Source organism: Vibrio mediterranei, from assembly GCF_900088415.1.
GTDB lineage: Bacteria > Pseudomonadota > Gammaproteobacteria > Enterobacterales > Vibrionaceae > Vibrio > Vibrio mediterranei.
The window spans coordinates 95,759-111,375 of the sequence record NZ_FLLQ01000009.1 but is presented as its reverse complement, the minus strand read 5'-3'; the positions used below and the strand labels follow the sequence as shown (position 1 = coordinate 111,375).

General features: G+C 42.4%; 15 protein-coding genes. 2 read left to right on the top strand and 13 right to left on the bottom strand.

The window, feature by feature from the left end:
- Window positions 1-27: 27 nt before the first annotated feature.
- From VME0621_RS21475 to VME0621_RS21425, 11 genes are all read right to left on the bottom strand, one after another.
- Window positions 28-645, bottom strand: coding sequence for a class I SAM-dependent methyltransferase (locus tag VME0621_RS21475; RefSeq protein ID WP_062462529.1), 618 nt, complete (start codon window positions 643-645; stop codon window positions 28-30).
- Entirely contained in the window at window positions 635-1,567 is a 933-nt protein-coding gene (locus VME0621_RS21470; RefSeq protein ID WP_062462526.1) for an acyltransferase family protein, read from the bottom strand. The genes VME0621_RS21475 and VME0621_RS21470 overlap by 11 nt, the downstream gene beginning before the upstream one ends.
- Before the next feature lie 4 nt (window positions 1,568-1,571).
- Window positions 1,572-2,804, bottom strand: a complete 1,233-nt coding sequence (locus tag VME0621_RS21465) for a lipopolysaccharide biosynthesis protein (protein ID WP_062462523.1) — start codon at window positions 2,802-2,804, stop codon at window positions 1,572-1,574.
- On the bottom strand, window positions 2,801-3,883 hold the full coding sequence (locus tag VME0621_RS21460) for a glycosyltransferase family 4 protein (RefSeq protein WP_157769585.1): 1,083 nt from the start codon (window positions 3,881-3,883) through the stop codon (window positions 2,801-2,803). Before VME0621_RS21460 ends, VME0621_RS21465 begins: the two co-directional genes overlap by 4 nt.
- 46 nt (window positions 3,884-3,929) lie before the next feature.
- Window positions 3,930-5,249, bottom strand: coding sequence for a phenylacetate--CoA ligase family protein (locus VME0621_RS21455; protein ID WP_062462517.1), 1,320 nt, complete (start codon window positions 5,247-5,249; stop codon window positions 3,930-3,932).
- 29 nt (window positions 5,250-5,278) lie between these two features.
- Window positions 5,279-6,277 (bottom strand): NAD-dependent epimerase, encoded by a 999-nt coding sequence (locus VME0621_RS21450; protein WP_062462514.1) that lies wholly within the window; start codon window positions 6,275-6,277, stop codon window positions 5,279-5,281.
- Window positions 6,278-6,320: 43 nt separating this feature from the next.
- Window positions 6,321-6,872: a dTDP-4-dehydrorhamnose 3,5-epimerase gene (gene rfbC, locus VME0621_RS21445; RefSeq protein WP_062462511.1), complete on the bottom strand. Its 552-nt coding sequence runs from the start codon at window positions 6,870-6,872 to the stop codon at window positions 6,321-6,323.
- A gap of 10 nt (window positions 6,873-6,882) precedes the next feature.
- Window positions 6,883-7,758 (bottom strand): dTDP-4-dehydrorhamnose reductase, encoded by an 876-nt coding sequence (rfbD, locus tag VME0621_RS21440; RefSeq protein ID WP_062462508.1) that lies wholly within the window; start codon window positions 7,756-7,758, stop codon window positions 6,883-6,885.
- Window positions 7,755-8,648 carry a glucose-1-phosphate thymidylyltransferase RfbA gene (gene rfbA, locus VME0621_RS21435; RefSeq protein WP_062462505.1) on the bottom strand — a complete coding sequence of 298 codons (894 nt, stop codon included), beginning with the start codon at window positions 8,646-8,648 and terminating at the stop codon, window positions 7,755-7,757. Before rfbA ends, rfbD begins: the two co-directional genes overlap by 4 nt.
- 75 nt (window positions 8,649-8,723) lie before the next feature.
- The gene (rfbB, locus tag VME0621_RS21430) at window positions 8,724-9,785 is read right to left on the bottom strand and encodes a dTDP-glucose 4,6-dehydratase (RefSeq protein ID WP_062462502.1); all 1,062 of its coding nucleotides are present in this window, start codon (window positions 9,783-9,785) and stop codon (window positions 8,724-8,726) included.
- A 168-nt stretch (window positions 9,786-9,953) separates the two neighbouring features.
- Window positions 9,954-11,306, bottom strand: a complete 1,353-nt coding sequence (locus VME0621_RS21425) for an MBL fold metallo-hydrolase (protein WP_062462499.1) — start codon at window positions 11,304-11,306, stop codon at window positions 9,954-9,956.
- 405 nt (window positions 11,307-11,711) lie between these two features.
- On the opposite strand from VME0621_RS21425, the gene wecA (VME0621_RS21420) reads away from it, so the two are divergent.
- Together wecA (VME0621_RS21420) and wecA (VME0621_RS21415) are read left to right on the top strand one after the other, a co-directional pair.
- Entirely contained in the window at window positions 11,712-12,833 is a 1,122-nt protein-coding gene (gene wecA, locus VME0621_RS21420) for a UDP-N-acetylglucosamine--undecaprenyl-phosphate N-acetylglucosaminephosphotransferase (RefSeq protein WP_062462572.1), read from the top strand.
- 190 nt (window positions 12,834-13,023) lie between these two features.
- A complete protein-coding gene (gene wecA, locus VME0621_RS21415; RefSeq protein ID WP_062462496.1) occupies window positions 13,024-14,100 on the top strand; it encodes a UDP-N-acetylglucosamine--undecaprenyl-phosphate N-acetylglucosaminephosphotransferase in 1,077 nt (358 codons plus the stop codon).
- Window positions 14,101-14,158: 58 nt separating this feature from the next.
- Here the strand turns inward: wecA (VME0621_RS21415) and VME0621_RS26355 are convergent, their stop codons facing one another.
- Together VME0621_RS26355 and VME0621_RS26850 are read right to left on the bottom strand one after the other, a co-directional pair.
- Window positions 14,159-14,632 (bottom strand): hypothetical protein, encoded by a 474-nt coding sequence (locus VME0621_RS26355; RefSeq protein ID WP_062462493.1) that lies wholly within the window; start codon window positions 14,630-14,632, stop codon window positions 14,159-14,161.
- Between the two features lie 69 nt (window positions 14,633-14,701).
- The gene (locus VME0621_RS26850; RefSeq protein WP_062462490.1) at window positions 14,702-14,971 is read right to left on the bottom strand and encodes a hypothetical protein; all 270 of its coding nucleotides are present in this window, start codon (window positions 14,969-14,971) and stop codon (window positions 14,702-14,704) included.
- Window positions 14,972-15,617: the final 646 nt, after the last annotated feature.

Below are 15,617 nucleotides of genomic sequence, written 5' to 3'. Positions count from 1 at the left end.
AATTATGAACGAGAGCAAATAGTTAATTTATTTCTTCTTTAGTACAACGACAAAGTTTTGATGAAGATACTTATTTAAGGAACCAAAAAAGTTCATCGTTCTTTGCTTCATCGACATATCAGGTCTAAATGTGAAGTATAGAACATCAACAATATCGTAATCATAGCGCTCAGCTAGCTGACGCATGTTTGTTTCATCGAGCCATACTGTATGGTCTGCAAGTGTGTTTGGTTTTTTACCTAACAGAACACGAACGATATTATTCATTGCCATTGGATTAGGTGTTGAGACTATCAACTCGGCATCATCTGTCATAAACTGTTTAATGTTATCCAATGATGTACCTATATTATTTAGATGTTCAATTACATCCAACAACAGAATGGAATCAAATTTACCCAACTCATTATCTACAGATGTGGACTCTAAATTTAGATAGTTATAGTTAAAGCCACTCTTATTAACAAATTCAATACCTTCCTTGTTAATATCAACACCACAAACACTGGAAGCATGTTCCACAAGTCGTTTATGACGCCATTCTTGATAATCTTGCTTTGAATACTCTATAAAGTCACCTAGGCCACCGATTTCTAGTACTTTTTTTGAACTAACTTTACTATTAATGTATTTTTCAAAATCCATGATAGAGTCTTTTCCTCTTTATTAGATTAGACATAGGTTTCTCTATAATTTCATAGGATAACAATCCACCCACAACGGAAATGAGCAGTATTAACCATGGGTTTAATTCGAGCGAAGTTTTCATCACGATAATATTAATAAATATCATGTGTGTAAGATAAATTGAGTAAGATGCATTTCCTAGTTGTTCAAGCCACTTTAACTTTTTCAAACCAGTTCCACGTTCCAAATTTATGGCAGTGAACACTATTAGAAATGAGGGCACTAAATAGTTGATAAGGCCATAATCAACACTTCTCGGATGGACTCCCCAACCTAATAAGTCACTCGAGAATAGATAGAGTATGGAAAGTATAAAAATCGACAGATTCAGACCACTGTTCAGCCTTAGGTTCTTACTGGTATAGATCGAATTAACTAAGGCCCCAGCAATAAAAAAGTAAAAGTAATTGCCGTATTCATAACCTCTAGATCTAAGAATGTTGGCAAGCACAAAGTCGCCGAGTATCAAAATGACAACTACAGCCACTTTTTTATACGTCGTTTTAAGAGGCAGAAGAATTGAAGCCGCGACCAAGGTGTAGAAAACAAACTCATAAGTAAGAGTCCAACCGACACCATGCACTGCACCTAAAGCGGTAAAGGTAAAACTTTGAATAATACGCACTATAGTAGGGTCATAAGCAAAACCCAAAGCAAGGACGATTAAAGTCGTCAGGTAGTACATGGGGGCAACGCGGAAGTATCTATCCAAGAAGAAGGCTGTTGCGGTCTTGTTCGTTTTAGTGAGTATATCAAACATAAGAAAACCACTTAAAACAAAAAATATCGACACCCCTTGGTAGCCTGTCGTGTGAAAGGTATGAAAATAGACGACAGCTACAGCAGCAATCCCTCTTAAATATTGTAGATTATAATACATTTATTTAACCAATTACTTTTCTTGCGTTTATTCTATAAAATGGAAGAGTAAACAGCATCGCCAATCCCCAACCATAGATAGAGCTCATTACGGAAAATTGAGAAAAGAGTAAACTAATAAAAGCTACCTTAAAAAACAACTCTATAAATTGAAGAAGGGTAATTCTTGACAATCCTTGGGTATAGTAACAAGCATTACTATAAAATCGTTGAATGATAGACATAGCGATAACCAGAGAGGAAACTAAGAACATGTTATCATACACTTCATACTGTCCTTCACCTAACCACAAGTCTAATACTAAGCCTCCCGTAAGTGCATACCCAGCACCACCTAGCAAAGCACAAAGCAACACTATACGCTCATACTTATTAAAACTTAATTCAGATAATTTTTCGTTGCTTGAATAAGCCTTACCAAAGCTATGCTGTAAAGGTTCACTGATTCTCCAACCAAGCATAATAATTGTATTTGGGATGCGCCATAATACTAGGTATGCGCCCACCACTTCCGAACCAAAGTAATACTCCAGAACTAGAACATCTATCTGAAGTAATAATATTGTTGACACACCATTCACAAGGTATTTTCGACCTTGTTTCAAGAAAACACGTGATAAGATTTTTCTATAGTGCTTAGTAAAAGATACCTCATACAATCTATCACTATAAAGCTTCATTGAAGCAAACAGAAATGTTATAAATGAAGATAGCAAAAGCGATATGAACACCCATTTAAGCTCATGAGTGTAGAAATAGACGCCGATGCTCAACAACATAAAGAGAAATTGTTGCAAAAATCTAAAAAATGCGACTTTATACTGCATCAGCTTTGCATTTAAAATCTCATAACATGGAATCGTAATGAAGCTAACTAATATGTATATGGAAAATGCTATATACGTATCGAAATATTCATTCTTAAAATGCCATCCATATGCCATTACCAGCAATGATGCAAGGCAGCCATATATACCATTTACGATAAATGATATTGTTGATATGTTATTGAAGTTAAACTTAGTTTTAAGCAAGCTGCGGGTCATGCTTGAGCTCAGCCAACCTAGCCCTATGTCGACGACAGCCTTCGTGCTAAATAAAAGACCAAAAATACCTAGTGCTTCTACACCTTCATGTCGCATTATCAAAGGAATTAAAACTAGACCTGTTACTATATTACTAAAAGTAACAAAGTAACTGAACAATAGGTATTTAAAATGTTCTGACTTTTTGATCATTCAAAGACTACTTTAAATCTATTTTCCCAACAGCTCGGAGAAAACTTGTCATTGAAGAGCTTTGCACTATTTGATTTAAAGCTTTCTTTTTCATCCGCGATTTTTTCAAAGCAGCTTCGAAGATCACTATACAATCCATAGTAAAACTCATTATTCTCCAAGTATCTTTCAGAGAATTCATTGATTGTTAGTTCAACACAATTAACTACTTCTTCGCCTGCGTGAAGCTCTGGGCGAATGATAGGGTGTGAGAGCAAAAAGCCATTATAGTTGTCGACCACTATCTCTTTGGTTGCATAGGCGTCTACAGCAATCAATGCCATTCCGAAAGACATAGCCTCGAGCAGTACCATACCAAAGGATTCATGAAAAGAAGGCAGAACCATCACATCCATTGTGGGGAATACTGTACTGAGGAGCGTGTCACGGTCAGTTAGAGGCAAAAAGGTGATGCGAGAGTCCGAAGCATAAGGCGCTTTCATCGTCTCAGAGATGTCTGAGACCACCGTCAGACGCAATCGAGTATCTTTGGTATTGAAAAATGCCTCTAAGAGTTCAGGCCCTCCTTTCCTCCTAAAATCTATTCCGACGAACAGTAGGTTGGTCACTTCTGATTGAGGCTGGTGTTTAGACAGGTTGTCTTCGACAAAAGGATAAACAACATGACTATTTGGAAAGTTCTCTTTCCCATAAAGTTCGAAACTATGATTACGGCACGTCTCGGACATAAATGTGACAGCCTTACAAGATTGAATCTTGCTCGCTATTTTGGATTTATTCCTTTCAAAATTGCTCTTTTCGTAATAACAAAGGCTATAAGGGTTGTCTAACTCTACTACATACGGTGTTGTGGTTTTCTGCTTTGGGAATGCGCCCCAAAAGTAGTAAAACTCAGCACCATTTGCTGAGTTTTGATCGTAGTTCTGATTATTAACAAGCAGTTTGGAGAGCTGCTTCTTGGCAAACGCATTAATGCTAAATGACGATGGCTTGAACTTTCTAACACTTTTAGACTGGATCACCCCATTGGGAGTGGATGTGTCGAACAGGTTATTCGCAGCCTTAATCGTATCCCACATCCTATCCCTTGATGCCGGTCGGATATTAAAATATATAGTCTTCATTTTACGTCACTTTTGAAATGGTATAGCGATATTTTCCCGAAGCCGTAGGAGAGATTTCTTCGACAAAATCAAAAGATATATTGGTCTGTTTCCCCATTACTAGTCTTACTTTTTCTTTAATGCTATCAATATCAGATTCGATCGGGTTTTCTGACTCACTCACAATTTTAATATTGATATGGTTAACAGACTCTTGAACAACTTGAAATTTGTTTACCCACTTCAGGTCGTAAAATAAGTGAGTAAAATATTCCCCGTGAATCTTCTGCTTTTTTTCATTCACAAAAATATCTGAGGTTCTTCCCACAACAGTATCTAGAACAACCTTCCCATCGATAACTCCACCGTATTTAGCCATATCACCAATACGATATCGAATTAACGGCATAACGCGATTCACTAAGTTAGTAACGACCACCTCTCCCGTCTCACCGACACCGACGTGATTGCCGTGTTCATCCAACACTTCCACAAATTGGGTCATGTGAGACACAACCATTTTTCCAATACTCGGCTCAAAGCAAGCGATATCACCCACCTCTCGAGAGCCGTAACGATTAACAATCGTTGCATTTGGAAACGCGTCCGTGATCTCTTTTAAAACGCCATCTGTCAGCGTTCCAGCAGTTGTCATGATGACTGAAACATTATCTAGTTTCTGTTTGGCTTTATTTACGACTCGGCTGAGTTCGTAGATGGACTCCACATAGGCTAGGATCATCCGCGGAGAATTACTTCTAATCCAATCGATGCATTCGATGTATTTCTTATTATCCATCATAAAAGAGTTAAACCAGTACTCATTCTTGATAGATTTCATAAGCCTAACGTTCCATGGCTCCTTACCGTGAAACAAATCCCTCTCTGAGCCCCAAAGTAGGAGTTTCTTTTCACCTACTGAGTAGCCTACGCTGTCATCCATGATGATCTTTACCGCTCGGGTGCTCACGTTAAATTCATCATCTTGCAGGAAGGTAACCGGATGACCAGTGGAGCCACCAGAAGTATTACTATTATGTTTAATAGTCTCTAGCTCAGAGCTACTCAGTGTTGCGTGATTTGCTCGAATAATGTCCTTCGTCAGAAGAGGTAACTTTTTAATTGACTCGGCATTAATCTGGTCGATACCATCAATTCCACACTCTCTCATCACTTTCTGGTAATAAGGAACCTTCGAAAAGCTGTACTGCAGTAATGCGGTTAGCTTCTCGTTGTATATGTCAGCGCTTGATAATAAAGACTCTTGTTTAAGTTTCTTGTAACAAGCTCCCGTCTTCCCAACCTTGCGGAACAGCGCTCCAGCGACAAATTGTCTAGCCATACTCATTTGCTTTTACCGAGACTGATGAATTAAAAGTACTGCTTATACCAGGTGACAAGCTCCCTCACACCTTCTTCAAGTGAGACCTGTGGCTTGAAGCCTGTTGCAAGGAAAAGTGGCTGAGAATCTGCGTAGGTTCTAAGAACATCACCTGGTTGCATGTCTCTAAAATTCATTTTGGCGCTCTTGCCCAGCTCACTCTCTATTGCAGAGATAAAGTCCATCAAGTTAATGGGGTTTCCATGCCCTATGTTATAGACGCGGTACGGTGCCGAACTCTCAGAGCAACCGTCAACACTGGCTTTCCAGGCCGGATTCTCTTGGGGTATCAATGCAGACGCTCTGATGACGCCTTCTACAACATCATCGATATGAGTAAAGTCACGCCACATCTCACCGTTATTATTGACGTCAATCGTCTCACCAGCGCTAATCTTGCGAGTAAATATCAGCGGCGCCATATCCGGACGTCCCCAACTACCATAAACAGTAAAAAATCGTAGACCTGTCGTAGGGATTTTATACAAGTGCGAATAACTATGTGCCATCAATTCATTTGCTTTCTTAGTCGCTGCATACAAAGAGATAGGGTGATCAACATTATCATTAGTTGAGAACGGAACTTGGGAGTTTAGACCGTAGACCGATGAAGAGGATGCATAAACTAAATGTTTAACACCGTGATGGCGACAACACTCAAGTATATTCAAGTGACCGATTAGATTACTCTCACCGTAAGCATCTGGATTTTCTAACGAATACCTAACGCCAGCTTGCGCCGCTAAATGAATAACAATGTCTGGTTGAGACTTCTTAAATACTTCCACCAGATCATTTTTATTGCTGATATCTACCTTATTGAATTCAAAATGAGAGGAATTGATATCCTTCAACCTATCCAATTTCAAGTTAATATCATAGTAATCATTGATGTTGTCTACGCCTACGACCTGATGTCCATGCGCGCAAAGTTTTTTTGCCACGCGACTACCGATAAAACCTGCCGCGCCTGTAACAAGATATTTCATAAATAACTCTGCAAAATATAATTCTAAACTGAACCGAAGTTAGCTAAAGCAAACGATCATGCATCTCTTTGAGACCCAAGGCACTCGCATCTTTCTCTGATAACTTAGGCGGCGTAGAGATGGGCCACTCAATTCCGATATCTGAATCATTCCAAATAATCGAATGTTCCGCTGATGGGTTATAGAAGTCAGTACATTTATACACAAACTCAGCCTCATCACTGGTCACATAAAACCCATGCGCAAAGCCTTCTGGTACCCACAGCTGACGTTTGTTCTCTGCCGATAAGTATACGCCTACCCACTGACCAAATGTCGGGGAGTTTTTACGTACATCCACAGCAACGTCAAACACCTCACCGGACACTACTCGTACTAACTTGCCTTGAGTGTTTTCGGTTTGATAATGCAGTCCGCGCAAAATACCCTTGCTCGACTTAGAGTGGTTATCTTGAACAAACGATGTTGGCTTGCCAGTGACGAGCTCTTCGAATTTTTTCTGTTGCCAAGTTTCCATAAAGAATCCGCGCTCATCACCAAAAACTTGAGGCTCAATAATCTTTACATCTGGGATACTTGTTTCTATTACTTTCATGCTCGGTTACCTAGCAATACTGTCCAATGTTGTCTAGCGCGCTTTGCCAGTCACTTGGCGCAACCGCAAATACTTGCTGGATCTTATCGCAGTTCAAGCGAGAGTTAGCGGGTCTTGGTGCTGGTAACGGGTATTGAGCTGCGGTGATTTCATTTACCTGAGGTGTTTGCGGTAGCACGCCATGCTTATCTGCTGATTCAAAGATCGCTTTTGCAAACTGATACCAGCTTACATGTGGCGCTCCTGAGAAATGATATACCCCAGATTGCTCAGAACCATTAAAGCCATCCATCATCGCCACCAACGCATTAGCAATATCCCCCGCATAAGTAGGGCCGCCAAATTGGTCACCAATAATACCCAGTTCAGGTCGGTCTTGACCTAAACGAAGCATAGTTTTTACAAAGTTATTGCCGTGCTCGCCAAATACCCACGCGGTACGCAAAATCGCATAGCGGGTGCAGTGCGCTGCGACTGCCTGTTCACCTGCGAGCTTACTCTGCCCATAGACCCCTTTTGGGTTCGGTGTGTCGGTTTCTAAATAAGGCTCATCCTTCTCACCGTCAAACACATAATCAGTAGAAATATGCAGCATCACAGCGCCTAGCGATTCCGCTGCTTGGGCTAAGTGGCGCGGACCATCACAGTTAATGGCATAGCTCATCTCGACATCGGTTTCGGCTTTATCTACCGCAGTGTGCGCCGCACAGTTAATGATAACATCAGGAGTTAACTCGGCCAGCACAGAGGCCACTTGAGCCTCGCTGATGATATCCAAGACTTCGCGATCGTAAGCAATAACATCAATATCGTCACGCACAGACAAGACATTGCTCAAACAATGGCCGACCTGCCCATAACTTCCCGTAATCAAGACTCTCTTCACTTATTTGACCTTTTGTCGTTGTCATTCACAAGGCGGATTAAATACTGTCCGTACTCGTTTTTCATCATCGGTTTAGCGATCTCAAGCAGAGCCTCATCGGTTAGCCATTGATTGCGCCAAGCAATCTCTTCAAGACAAGCGACTTTCAACCCTTGAACATTTTCAATCGTTTGAACAAACGACGATGCTTCATGCAAACTCTCATGAGTACCCGTGTCCAACCAGGCGAAGCCACGCCCAAGCAATTCAACATTCAACGAGCCATCTTCAAGATACATCTGGTTGAGGGTGGTAATTTCCAGTTCACCGCGTTCAGACGGCTTCACCTGCTTAGCCCAATCGACAACGCGATTGTCATAGAAATACAGGCCGGTGACAGCATAGTCTGACTTAGGATGCTGAGGCTTCTCTTCAATTGAAACCGCCTTCATTTCGCTGTCAAATTCCACCACACCAAAACGCTCAGGATCTTTCACTTGGTAACCAAACACCGTCGCTCGCCCTTGTGAAGTGAGCTCTCTAGCACGCTTAAGCTGCTGACTAAACGATTGACCGTAATAGATATTGTCGCCAAGTACCAAACATACCGAATCATCACCAATAAACTCTTCACCGATAATGAAGGCCTGGGCCAAGCCATCTGGGCTAGGCTGTACTTTGTACTCTAGATTAATCCCAAAGTCGGAACCATCGCCTAGTAGGCGCTGAAAGCCCACCTGATCTTCTGGTGTAGTGATGATTAGGATGTCACGAATTCCCGCCAACATTAATGTTGATAACGGGTAATAAACCATTGGCTTGTCGTAAATAGGCAAAAGCTGTTTCGAGGTCCCGCGAGTCAGCGGATAAAGGCGGGTACCAGACCCACCAGCGAGAACAATACCTTTCATAGAGAATAGGTCCTTGATTGACGATTCCTTGACCTAGAGATTTAAGTCAAAAGACAGTATTTCGATTGATACCATTTATTGGGTGCCTAAACGTTCACGAGAGTAGGAACCATCGAGAACTCGCATCCACCACTCCCGATTGTTCAAGTACCACTCTACGGTTTTACGGATGCCAGACTCAAAGGTTTCTTCTGGCGTCCAGCCCAACTCGCGCTCAATTTTTGATGCGTCAATAGCGTAACGGACATCATGTCCTGGACGGTCTGTCACGTAAGTGATCAGATCTTGATATTGATTCACACCCTGTGGCTTATTCGGCACCAACTCTTCAAGTAAAGTACAAATCGTTTTTACCACCTCAATATTGGCCTTTTCGTTATGACCCCCAATATTGTAAGTCTCACCCACTTTGCCTTCGGTGACTACTTTGTAAAGTGCACGCGCGTGATCTTCCACAAACAGCCAATCGCGGATCTGCAAGCCATCGCCATAAACAGGTAATGGCTTTCCTTCTAACGCATTTAGGATCATCAAAGGGATCAGCTTTTCAGGGAAATGATATGGACCGTAATTGTTAGAGCAGTTAGTCACCAAGACAGGGAAGCCATAAGTACGCCCCCAAGCACGAACAAGATGGTCTGAACCCGCTTTACTTGCTGAGTATGGGCTACTTGGCTCGTACGAGGTTTCTTCAGTAAACAGATCGTCTGTTCCCTCTAAATCACCATACACCTCATCAGTTGAAATATGGTGGAAGCGAAATGCCGATTGCTTAGCCTCATCAAGTGATTTCCAGTACTGGCGTGCAACCTCAAGCATGTTAAAGGTGCCAACTAGATTGGTTTGAATAAACGTCGCTGGTCCATCAATCGAGCGATCCACGTGTGACTCAGCAGCCAAGTGCATGACCGCATCTGGCTGGTGTTTTTGAAACACGGCTTCTAACGCACCAAAATCACAGATATCAACTTGTTCAAACGCATAACTTTCTGATTTTTCTGCCTCCGGTAACGATTCTAAGTTACCCGCATAGGTCAGCATATCCACATTAACAACGCTGTCAGATGTGTCATTTAAGATATGACGAATTACTGCGCTGCCAATAAAACCTGCACCGCCTGTCACTAATATTTTCATATGCTTTCCTAAAATTTGGCACGCTACCGCCCTTGAGTCATACCCTCAAAAGCAAAAACTAACGACAACTTGGAGGAGATTTAGCCTCCATAAAAATTGACTGAATTGTACCTGACTTAGTGACAGCGCGCGAATATTAATGTTTACAAGCAAGTATAGGTTTAGGGGTCAATAGATAACAGAAACCAATGGGGCATTTTGGCGTAACCTATCCATGAGTTCCATCTTTCCAGAAGTTTCACCGTGGATAAGGTGAACTTGTTTAAGTCGGCTTGAACACCCAGCTACAAATGCAAGGAGGTCTTGTTGATCGGCATGCGCTGAATACCCCGACATTGAGTGTACTTTAGCGTTCACTTTAACGCGCTGTTCGTCAATGATGACAAATGGGCGCCCCGCCTGAATATCACGCCCTAAAGTACCAGCCGCCTGATAGCCACAAAACACCACGTCCGTTCGCTTGTCAGACAGCAGTGCGTGCAGGTAGTTCACAATACGCCCACCCTGACACATACCAGAGGCAGCAATCACTATCGCTGGCTCTCCGGTAACACGAAGCCGATTAACAATCTTTGTATGTTCATGGTGTGACTCAACCACGATACATTGATCGAAGCTTAACGGACGCCGTCCAAGCAGAACCTTTTCTTGTGCCTCTTTACTCCAAAGCTTGCGATACCGCCGATAAGTGTTCGTCACCTTAGCTGCGAGTGGAGAGTCAATAATAATCGGTAAGCGCTCACTAAGCTGGTGTTGCGATAGCAGCATTTCTATATCAAACAGTAACTCTTGGGTGCGTCCAACGCTAAATGAAGGAATCAGAATGACGCCACCATCACTGACGCTACGCTGAATAATCTCTAGCAGTCGCCGAGAGCGGGTTTTAACGTCTTCATGATTGTTATCACCATAGGTGGATTCCAAAAACAGATAGTCAGCTCGTTTAGGGGGCTTTGGGTCGGGTAGCAATGGCGTATTGTCAGGGCCTAAATCCCCTGAAAATACAACAACCTCCGAATTTGGCAATTTCACCTCAACATAGGCACTGCCTAAAATATGCCCTGCTGGTTGAAATCGAATATAAGAGAAATAACGTTTATCGACAGACTTAATCGGCACCCATTCATCATATCTTACCGGTTTTGTATGTCTCTTTATCAAAGTCAATAGACGAGTGCGTTGTATCTGACTCATCCCAAACTGCAGTTTTAGGCCATCTTCCAACATCAACGGTATTAAATGTGCCGTCGCTTGTGTGCAATAGACCGGACCACAAAAACCAGCAGCAAACAACCAAGGTAAACGGCCAATGTGGTCAATATGGGAATGAGTGAGCACTAACGCACGAACAGCTCTTAGGCTAAAGTTAATATCCAGTGTATTATCACGAACATCTCTTCCTTGAAACATCCCACAATCAATTAACAGCGAGTGATTGCCAATTTTCAACTCATGACAAGAGCCTGTTACCGTATTTTTCCCACCATGATGGATAACGTAGACATCATCAGTTAGATGCATTTTTCACCCTTGTTTCGCTATTGGAAACATTACATTGGAGGAGTCAAAGCAACATGAAAAGTGAGAGGGTTAAATATTGGAACTGACTCGCAGATAAAGCTAAACACCTGTTAGGTTAATTTGCCGCGAAATCTTTCGAGATCAAGATCACAATATTGCAAAAACCCATGTAAATGGTAGGTAATCTATAAGTCCATGATTTTGTTTAAACCTCTTCCTGAATACTGTCTAAAAACAGTCCCAAAAGCCGCATAGCCTCTGCCAATGACTTGCGAGAACGCAGCCTAGATCCTAGAGTTTTTCTACCATTCAAATTCCAATTGCGTCTCAAACCCGTTAGCAACGTCATAAAAAAACAACGCAATTGTGCAGAATCATAAAGAAACAACAATGGATGTTGGCAGTATGGCTTTGGAACTTTTTAGTGTCAGTGCGGCAGCGCTATTTTTTCTCTTCGTTTTTACCAAGATGGCAAACCAAGTAGGTTTAGTCGATGCGCCAAACCAGCGCAAACGTCACACAGGGCAGATCCCTCTCGTTGGGGGACTTGCAGTTACCCTTGCTATATTGGGCTACCTTGTCTTATCTTCAAATGAAATGCCTTATGTGAGCGTGTTAACGTGCTCTATGTTTATTCTGTTAGTGATGGGCGTGATCGACGATAAATACGATCTCTCTTGCAAGCTCAGATTAACAGTACAAGCGGGGCTGACGACATTTGTGGCGCTTGCCACAGACATTAAGCTAATAAGCTTTGGTAATGCATTTGGTTTGGGTTATACCGAGTTAGAGTGGCTCGCATTGCCAATGACCGTCATTGCAGTAATTGGTGCTATCAATGCCTTTAATATGGTCGACGGGATAGATGGCTTGTTAGGCTGCTTAGCCTGTATCACCTTTGCAAGTTTGGGTGCGCTGTTTACCTTCTATAATGACCCTCAACACGCGCTGTTCTGCACCGTCATTATTGCCGCCTTGCTTCCCTATATTGCCATGAACCTTGGATGGCTTGGCCATACTCGTAAAGTCTTTATGGGAGATGCGGGCAGTATGGTCATTGGGTTTGTGGTGATTTGGTTACTGTTTACTATTAGTCAACCAAGCCTTAGTGCCAATGACCCTATGTTTTGGTATCAATGGACAGCCTACGAAACCGTTCGGCCTGTCACTGTCCTTTGGCTGATTGCCGTCCCGTTGATGGACATGGTTGCAATCATGGCTAGACGTATCAAACGTGGTGTCTCTCCCATGACTCCAGACCGAGAGCACTTACATCATATTTTCCAGCGCATCGGATTTAATCGTAAGCAAACACTTCTGATTATATGTTCTATTGCTACTGGATATGCGCTTTTTGGCGTATACGGGGAGGTTAAAAACATCTCAGAGCCCACCATGTTCTATCTGTTTCTTGTATGCTTTGGTCTTTACTATGTATTACTAAGTAAAATCTGGCGTATTACCGCCTACATACGTTTGCTTAGAAAAGAACAACGTGGCAAAAAGACATTCGAGCCTATTCAATAACGAATACTGAGCTAAGCAGCATCGAGTTCTTAAAGTCATTAACTGCCAAATATTAATGTGAAACCAATTACACAAAAAAGCGAGATGCATCAGCTTTTGTTGGCTTTCTAGACAGACAGTTTTCCTGTAGAATTAGGCACAATAACTAAATAAAAATGTATCTTTTAACCTAATACGTCAGTGGCTTTTCATGTTGTATTTATTGGCCTTCGTGTTCACCGTGTCTTTTTGTACTCTGTTTGTGAACCGCCGCATCGCAAAACACATTGGTTTAGTCGATAAACCTAATGCTCGCAAGTTGCACTCCGGAGCCGTGCCTTTAGTCGGCGGTATCTCTATCTGCATTACCGTGGTTCTTACCCTGAGTATTTTTGAGCACAACTTAAAAGACACGGGACTGTTCCTTGCTTCTATTTCTCTGCTGACCTTATTAGGTGCACTTGACGACAAATATGATATCAGCTTCAAAAGCCGAATGATTGTTCAAGCACTGCTGTCGCTGGCAATGATGTATTTTGCAGATTTGGAATTAAGTACACTTGGCAATATGTTTGGATTAGGTCATGTTGATTTAGGAGGCTTGGCGGTACTGATAACCATTTTAGCCGTGATTGGTGCAATTAACGCTTTTAACATGGTTGATGGGATAGATGGACTATTAGGCGGGCTTTCAATCGTAACCTTTGGCGCGTTAGGTTGGCTACTCTATAGTGAAGGTCACTCAGCATTAACGCTGCTTTGTATTGTGTTTGTAACTGCGGCGATTCCCTACATCGCGATGAATCTAGGATTGCTAGGCCGCCAGCGTAAAGTATTTATGGGTGATGCTGGCAGCATGATGATTGGATTTACCGTCATTTGGTTGTTACTGAGTGCGAGTCAAGACTCAAACGAACCTCTAATGCGCCCAGTCACCGCACTTTGGTTAATCGCACTGCCACTGATGGACATGGCCGCTATAATGATTCGCCGAGTACGTCGAGGCGACTCACCATTCAAACCAGACCGTGAACACCTTCATCATATATTCCAACGCTTGGGTTTAAGCTCAAGACAAACATTAGTCGCTATCTGTGCGCTGGCCTCATTGCTGACAGGTTTCGGCATATACGGTGAAATCAAACAAATTCCAGAACCGATTATGTTCTATAGCTTTATTGCGTGTTTTATTGGCTACGCACTGTGCTTGGCGTATGCGTGGAGAATTACACGCTTTGTGAGAACAAAATTGGGAAAGGAGCAAGTGGTCGAAGCAACTGAGCTGTAATTCAAGAAGCGAAGCGGACACTACAACACAGCGATGCTCCTTGAAACTACAAGGAGCATCAACAGAATCTCATACTTTTATTTGCATTAACGTTTTTCCTGATACCTAGGCTCTGTTTGTATGCAACGCGTAGTTTGCAAGTTGTATACAACGCGTAGTTTGCAAGCTCTTTGGTCGAGCCCACCACACAGCGAAATTTGCTGCCAAAACATTCTGAAAGCTTCAACCACTCTTCGGCATTCATATCTAACCGTTCAAGCAGCCTAATTTGACTCGCTTGTTTAACTGTACGACTTGTCCTAATGCTTCCACTATCCAATAAAGTAAACTCAACGCCAAAGCAGGGCTGTTCTTCTCGCACATGACCTAAAAAACCAGCCAAGTCTTTTGCTGGTAAAGAGGCAAGCTCCCCCTTGCCTTTATCTTGCTGACTTGCCACTGAGTGAATGCGCTCATAAATAGAAGTAAACCCTGAAAATTCGAGTGATTGAGCCATGTCAGACCGCACTGGGTTTAAATCCACGTATGCCATACAGCTAAGTAGCACCTTTTCATCCAACAAGGCTTGAGACTTAAAGCGCCCTTCCCAAAATCGGCCTTTTCAGACTTCTTCTTTATTGGCTTCACGAGCCAAGAACTCATTAAGGTTACGCATAAACCAAGAGATATTAGTTAACCGCTCACGCCACACGTTAATAAGCTCAATAGTTTTGTTGATTTCAGCTTTAGACTTTAATTCACCATCAAGCCAACGGCTCACCAGCAAAGGCGCTTTATATAAAGTAGTCCAACGCTGCGCGACCTCTTGGTTGCTCCGAGACTCAGCCAAAGACGTATTCACATGCAGCACCAAATGGTAGTTATTGGACATAATGGCATAAGCGCATACATCAATCTCATACACTTGGCTTAGTCAACGCATGCGTTCGACAACCCAGATGTGGCGGTGCTCAAAACTTTGACTTAAATAGGCATCTTGGCCGCATAAAAAAGCACGGCGTACTCACCGAGTATAGTGATAGAGCGCCGTGTCTTGAAGGGAGATTTGAGTTGAACGCGCTTGCGTCATTCAGACTACTGATGAAAAACTTTAAACAGATAAAGTAAGCCAATTGGGGAAGCGTCAAATATATGGGTGTCCTGTATATTTCCTCCTTTAAGGCCAGACTCACTTCGAAAACGCTGCAAAACGCCTTTGGTACAAAGCGCAGACTCATACCGCTCTCAAGCACACAATCACTCGGCACGCGAGTACCCTTGCAGGGGCTCGCAATATGACCTTTGAGGATATCGCTCTTCACGTTGCGCATCCAGAGCTTCCTCTAGTCAAATACTACGGTGCTTTGTAAAATACCGAAGGAAAAATAGACAAAGATCAGATTTGGCGACGTCATCTTATTTACTGCAGTTCTTTGTCTCTCGCCTTGAGTGAGCACACACGAACTCCAGACGCTCAAGCAAGCTATATCATTACGAGCACCTAAGCAAGAAAAGAGTGTATTTGATATAGCTACAAA

What these genes read in the sequence shown, in the direction of transcription:
- VME0621_RS21475 (WP_062462529.1), bottom strand. Translation starts at nt 645, where the DNA reads ATGGATTTTGAAAAATACATTAATAGTAAAGTTAGTTCAAAAAAAGTA.
- VME0621_RS21470 (WP_062462526.1), bottom strand. Translation starts at nt 1,567, where the DNA reads ATGTATTATAATCTACAATATTTAAGAGGGATTGCTGCTGTAGCTGTC.
- VME0621_RS21465 (WP_062462523.1), bottom strand. Translation starts at nt 2,804, where the DNA reads ATGATCAAAAAGTCAGAACATTTTAAATACCTATTGTTCAGTTACTTT.
- VME0621_RS21460 (WP_157769585.1), bottom strand. Translation starts at nt 3,883, where the DNA reads ATGTGGGATACGATTAAGGCTGCGAATAACCTGTTCGACACATCCACT.
- VME0621_RS21455 (WP_062462517.1), bottom strand. Translation starts at nt 5,249, where the DNA reads ATGGCTAGACAATTTGTCGCTGGAGCGCTGTTCCGCAAGGTTGGGAAG.
- VME0621_RS21450 (WP_062462514.1), bottom strand. Translation starts at nt 6,277, where the DNA reads ATGAAATATCTTGTTACAGGCGCGGCAGGTTTTATCGGTAGTCGCGTG.
- rfbC (WP_062462511.1), bottom strand. Translation starts at nt 6,872, where the DNA reads ATGAAAGTAATAGAAACAAGTATCCCAGATGTAAAGATTATTGAGCCT.
- rfbA (WP_062462505.1), bottom strand. Translation starts at nt 8,648, where the DNA reads ATGAAAGGTATTGTTCTCGCTGGTGGGTCTGGTACCCGCCTTTATCCG.
- rfbB (WP_062462502.1), bottom strand. Translation starts at nt 9,785, where the DNA reads ATGAAAATATTAGTGACAGGCGGTGCAGGTTTTATTGGCAGCGCAGTA.
- VME0621_RS21425 (WP_062462499.1), bottom strand. Translation starts at nt 11,306, where the DNA reads ATGCATCTAACTGATGATGTCTACGTTATCCATCATGGTGGGAAAAAT.
- wecA (WP_062462572.1), top strand. Translation starts at nt 11,712, where the DNA reads ATGGCTTTGGAACTTTTTAGTGTCAGTGCGGCAGCGCTATTTTTTCTC.
- wecA (WP_062462496.1), top strand. Translation starts at nt 13,024, where the DNA reads ATGTTGTATTTATTGGCCTTCGTGTTCACCGTGTCTTTTTGTACTCTG.
- VME0621_RS26355 (WP_062462493.1), bottom strand. Translation starts at nt 14,632, where the DNA reads ATGGCATACGTGGATTTAAACCCAGTGCGGTCTGACATGGCTCAATCA.
- VME0621_RS26850 (WP_062462490.1), bottom strand. Translation starts at nt 14,971, where the DNA reads ATGTCCAATAACTACCATTTGGTGCTGCATGTGAATACGTCTTTGGCT.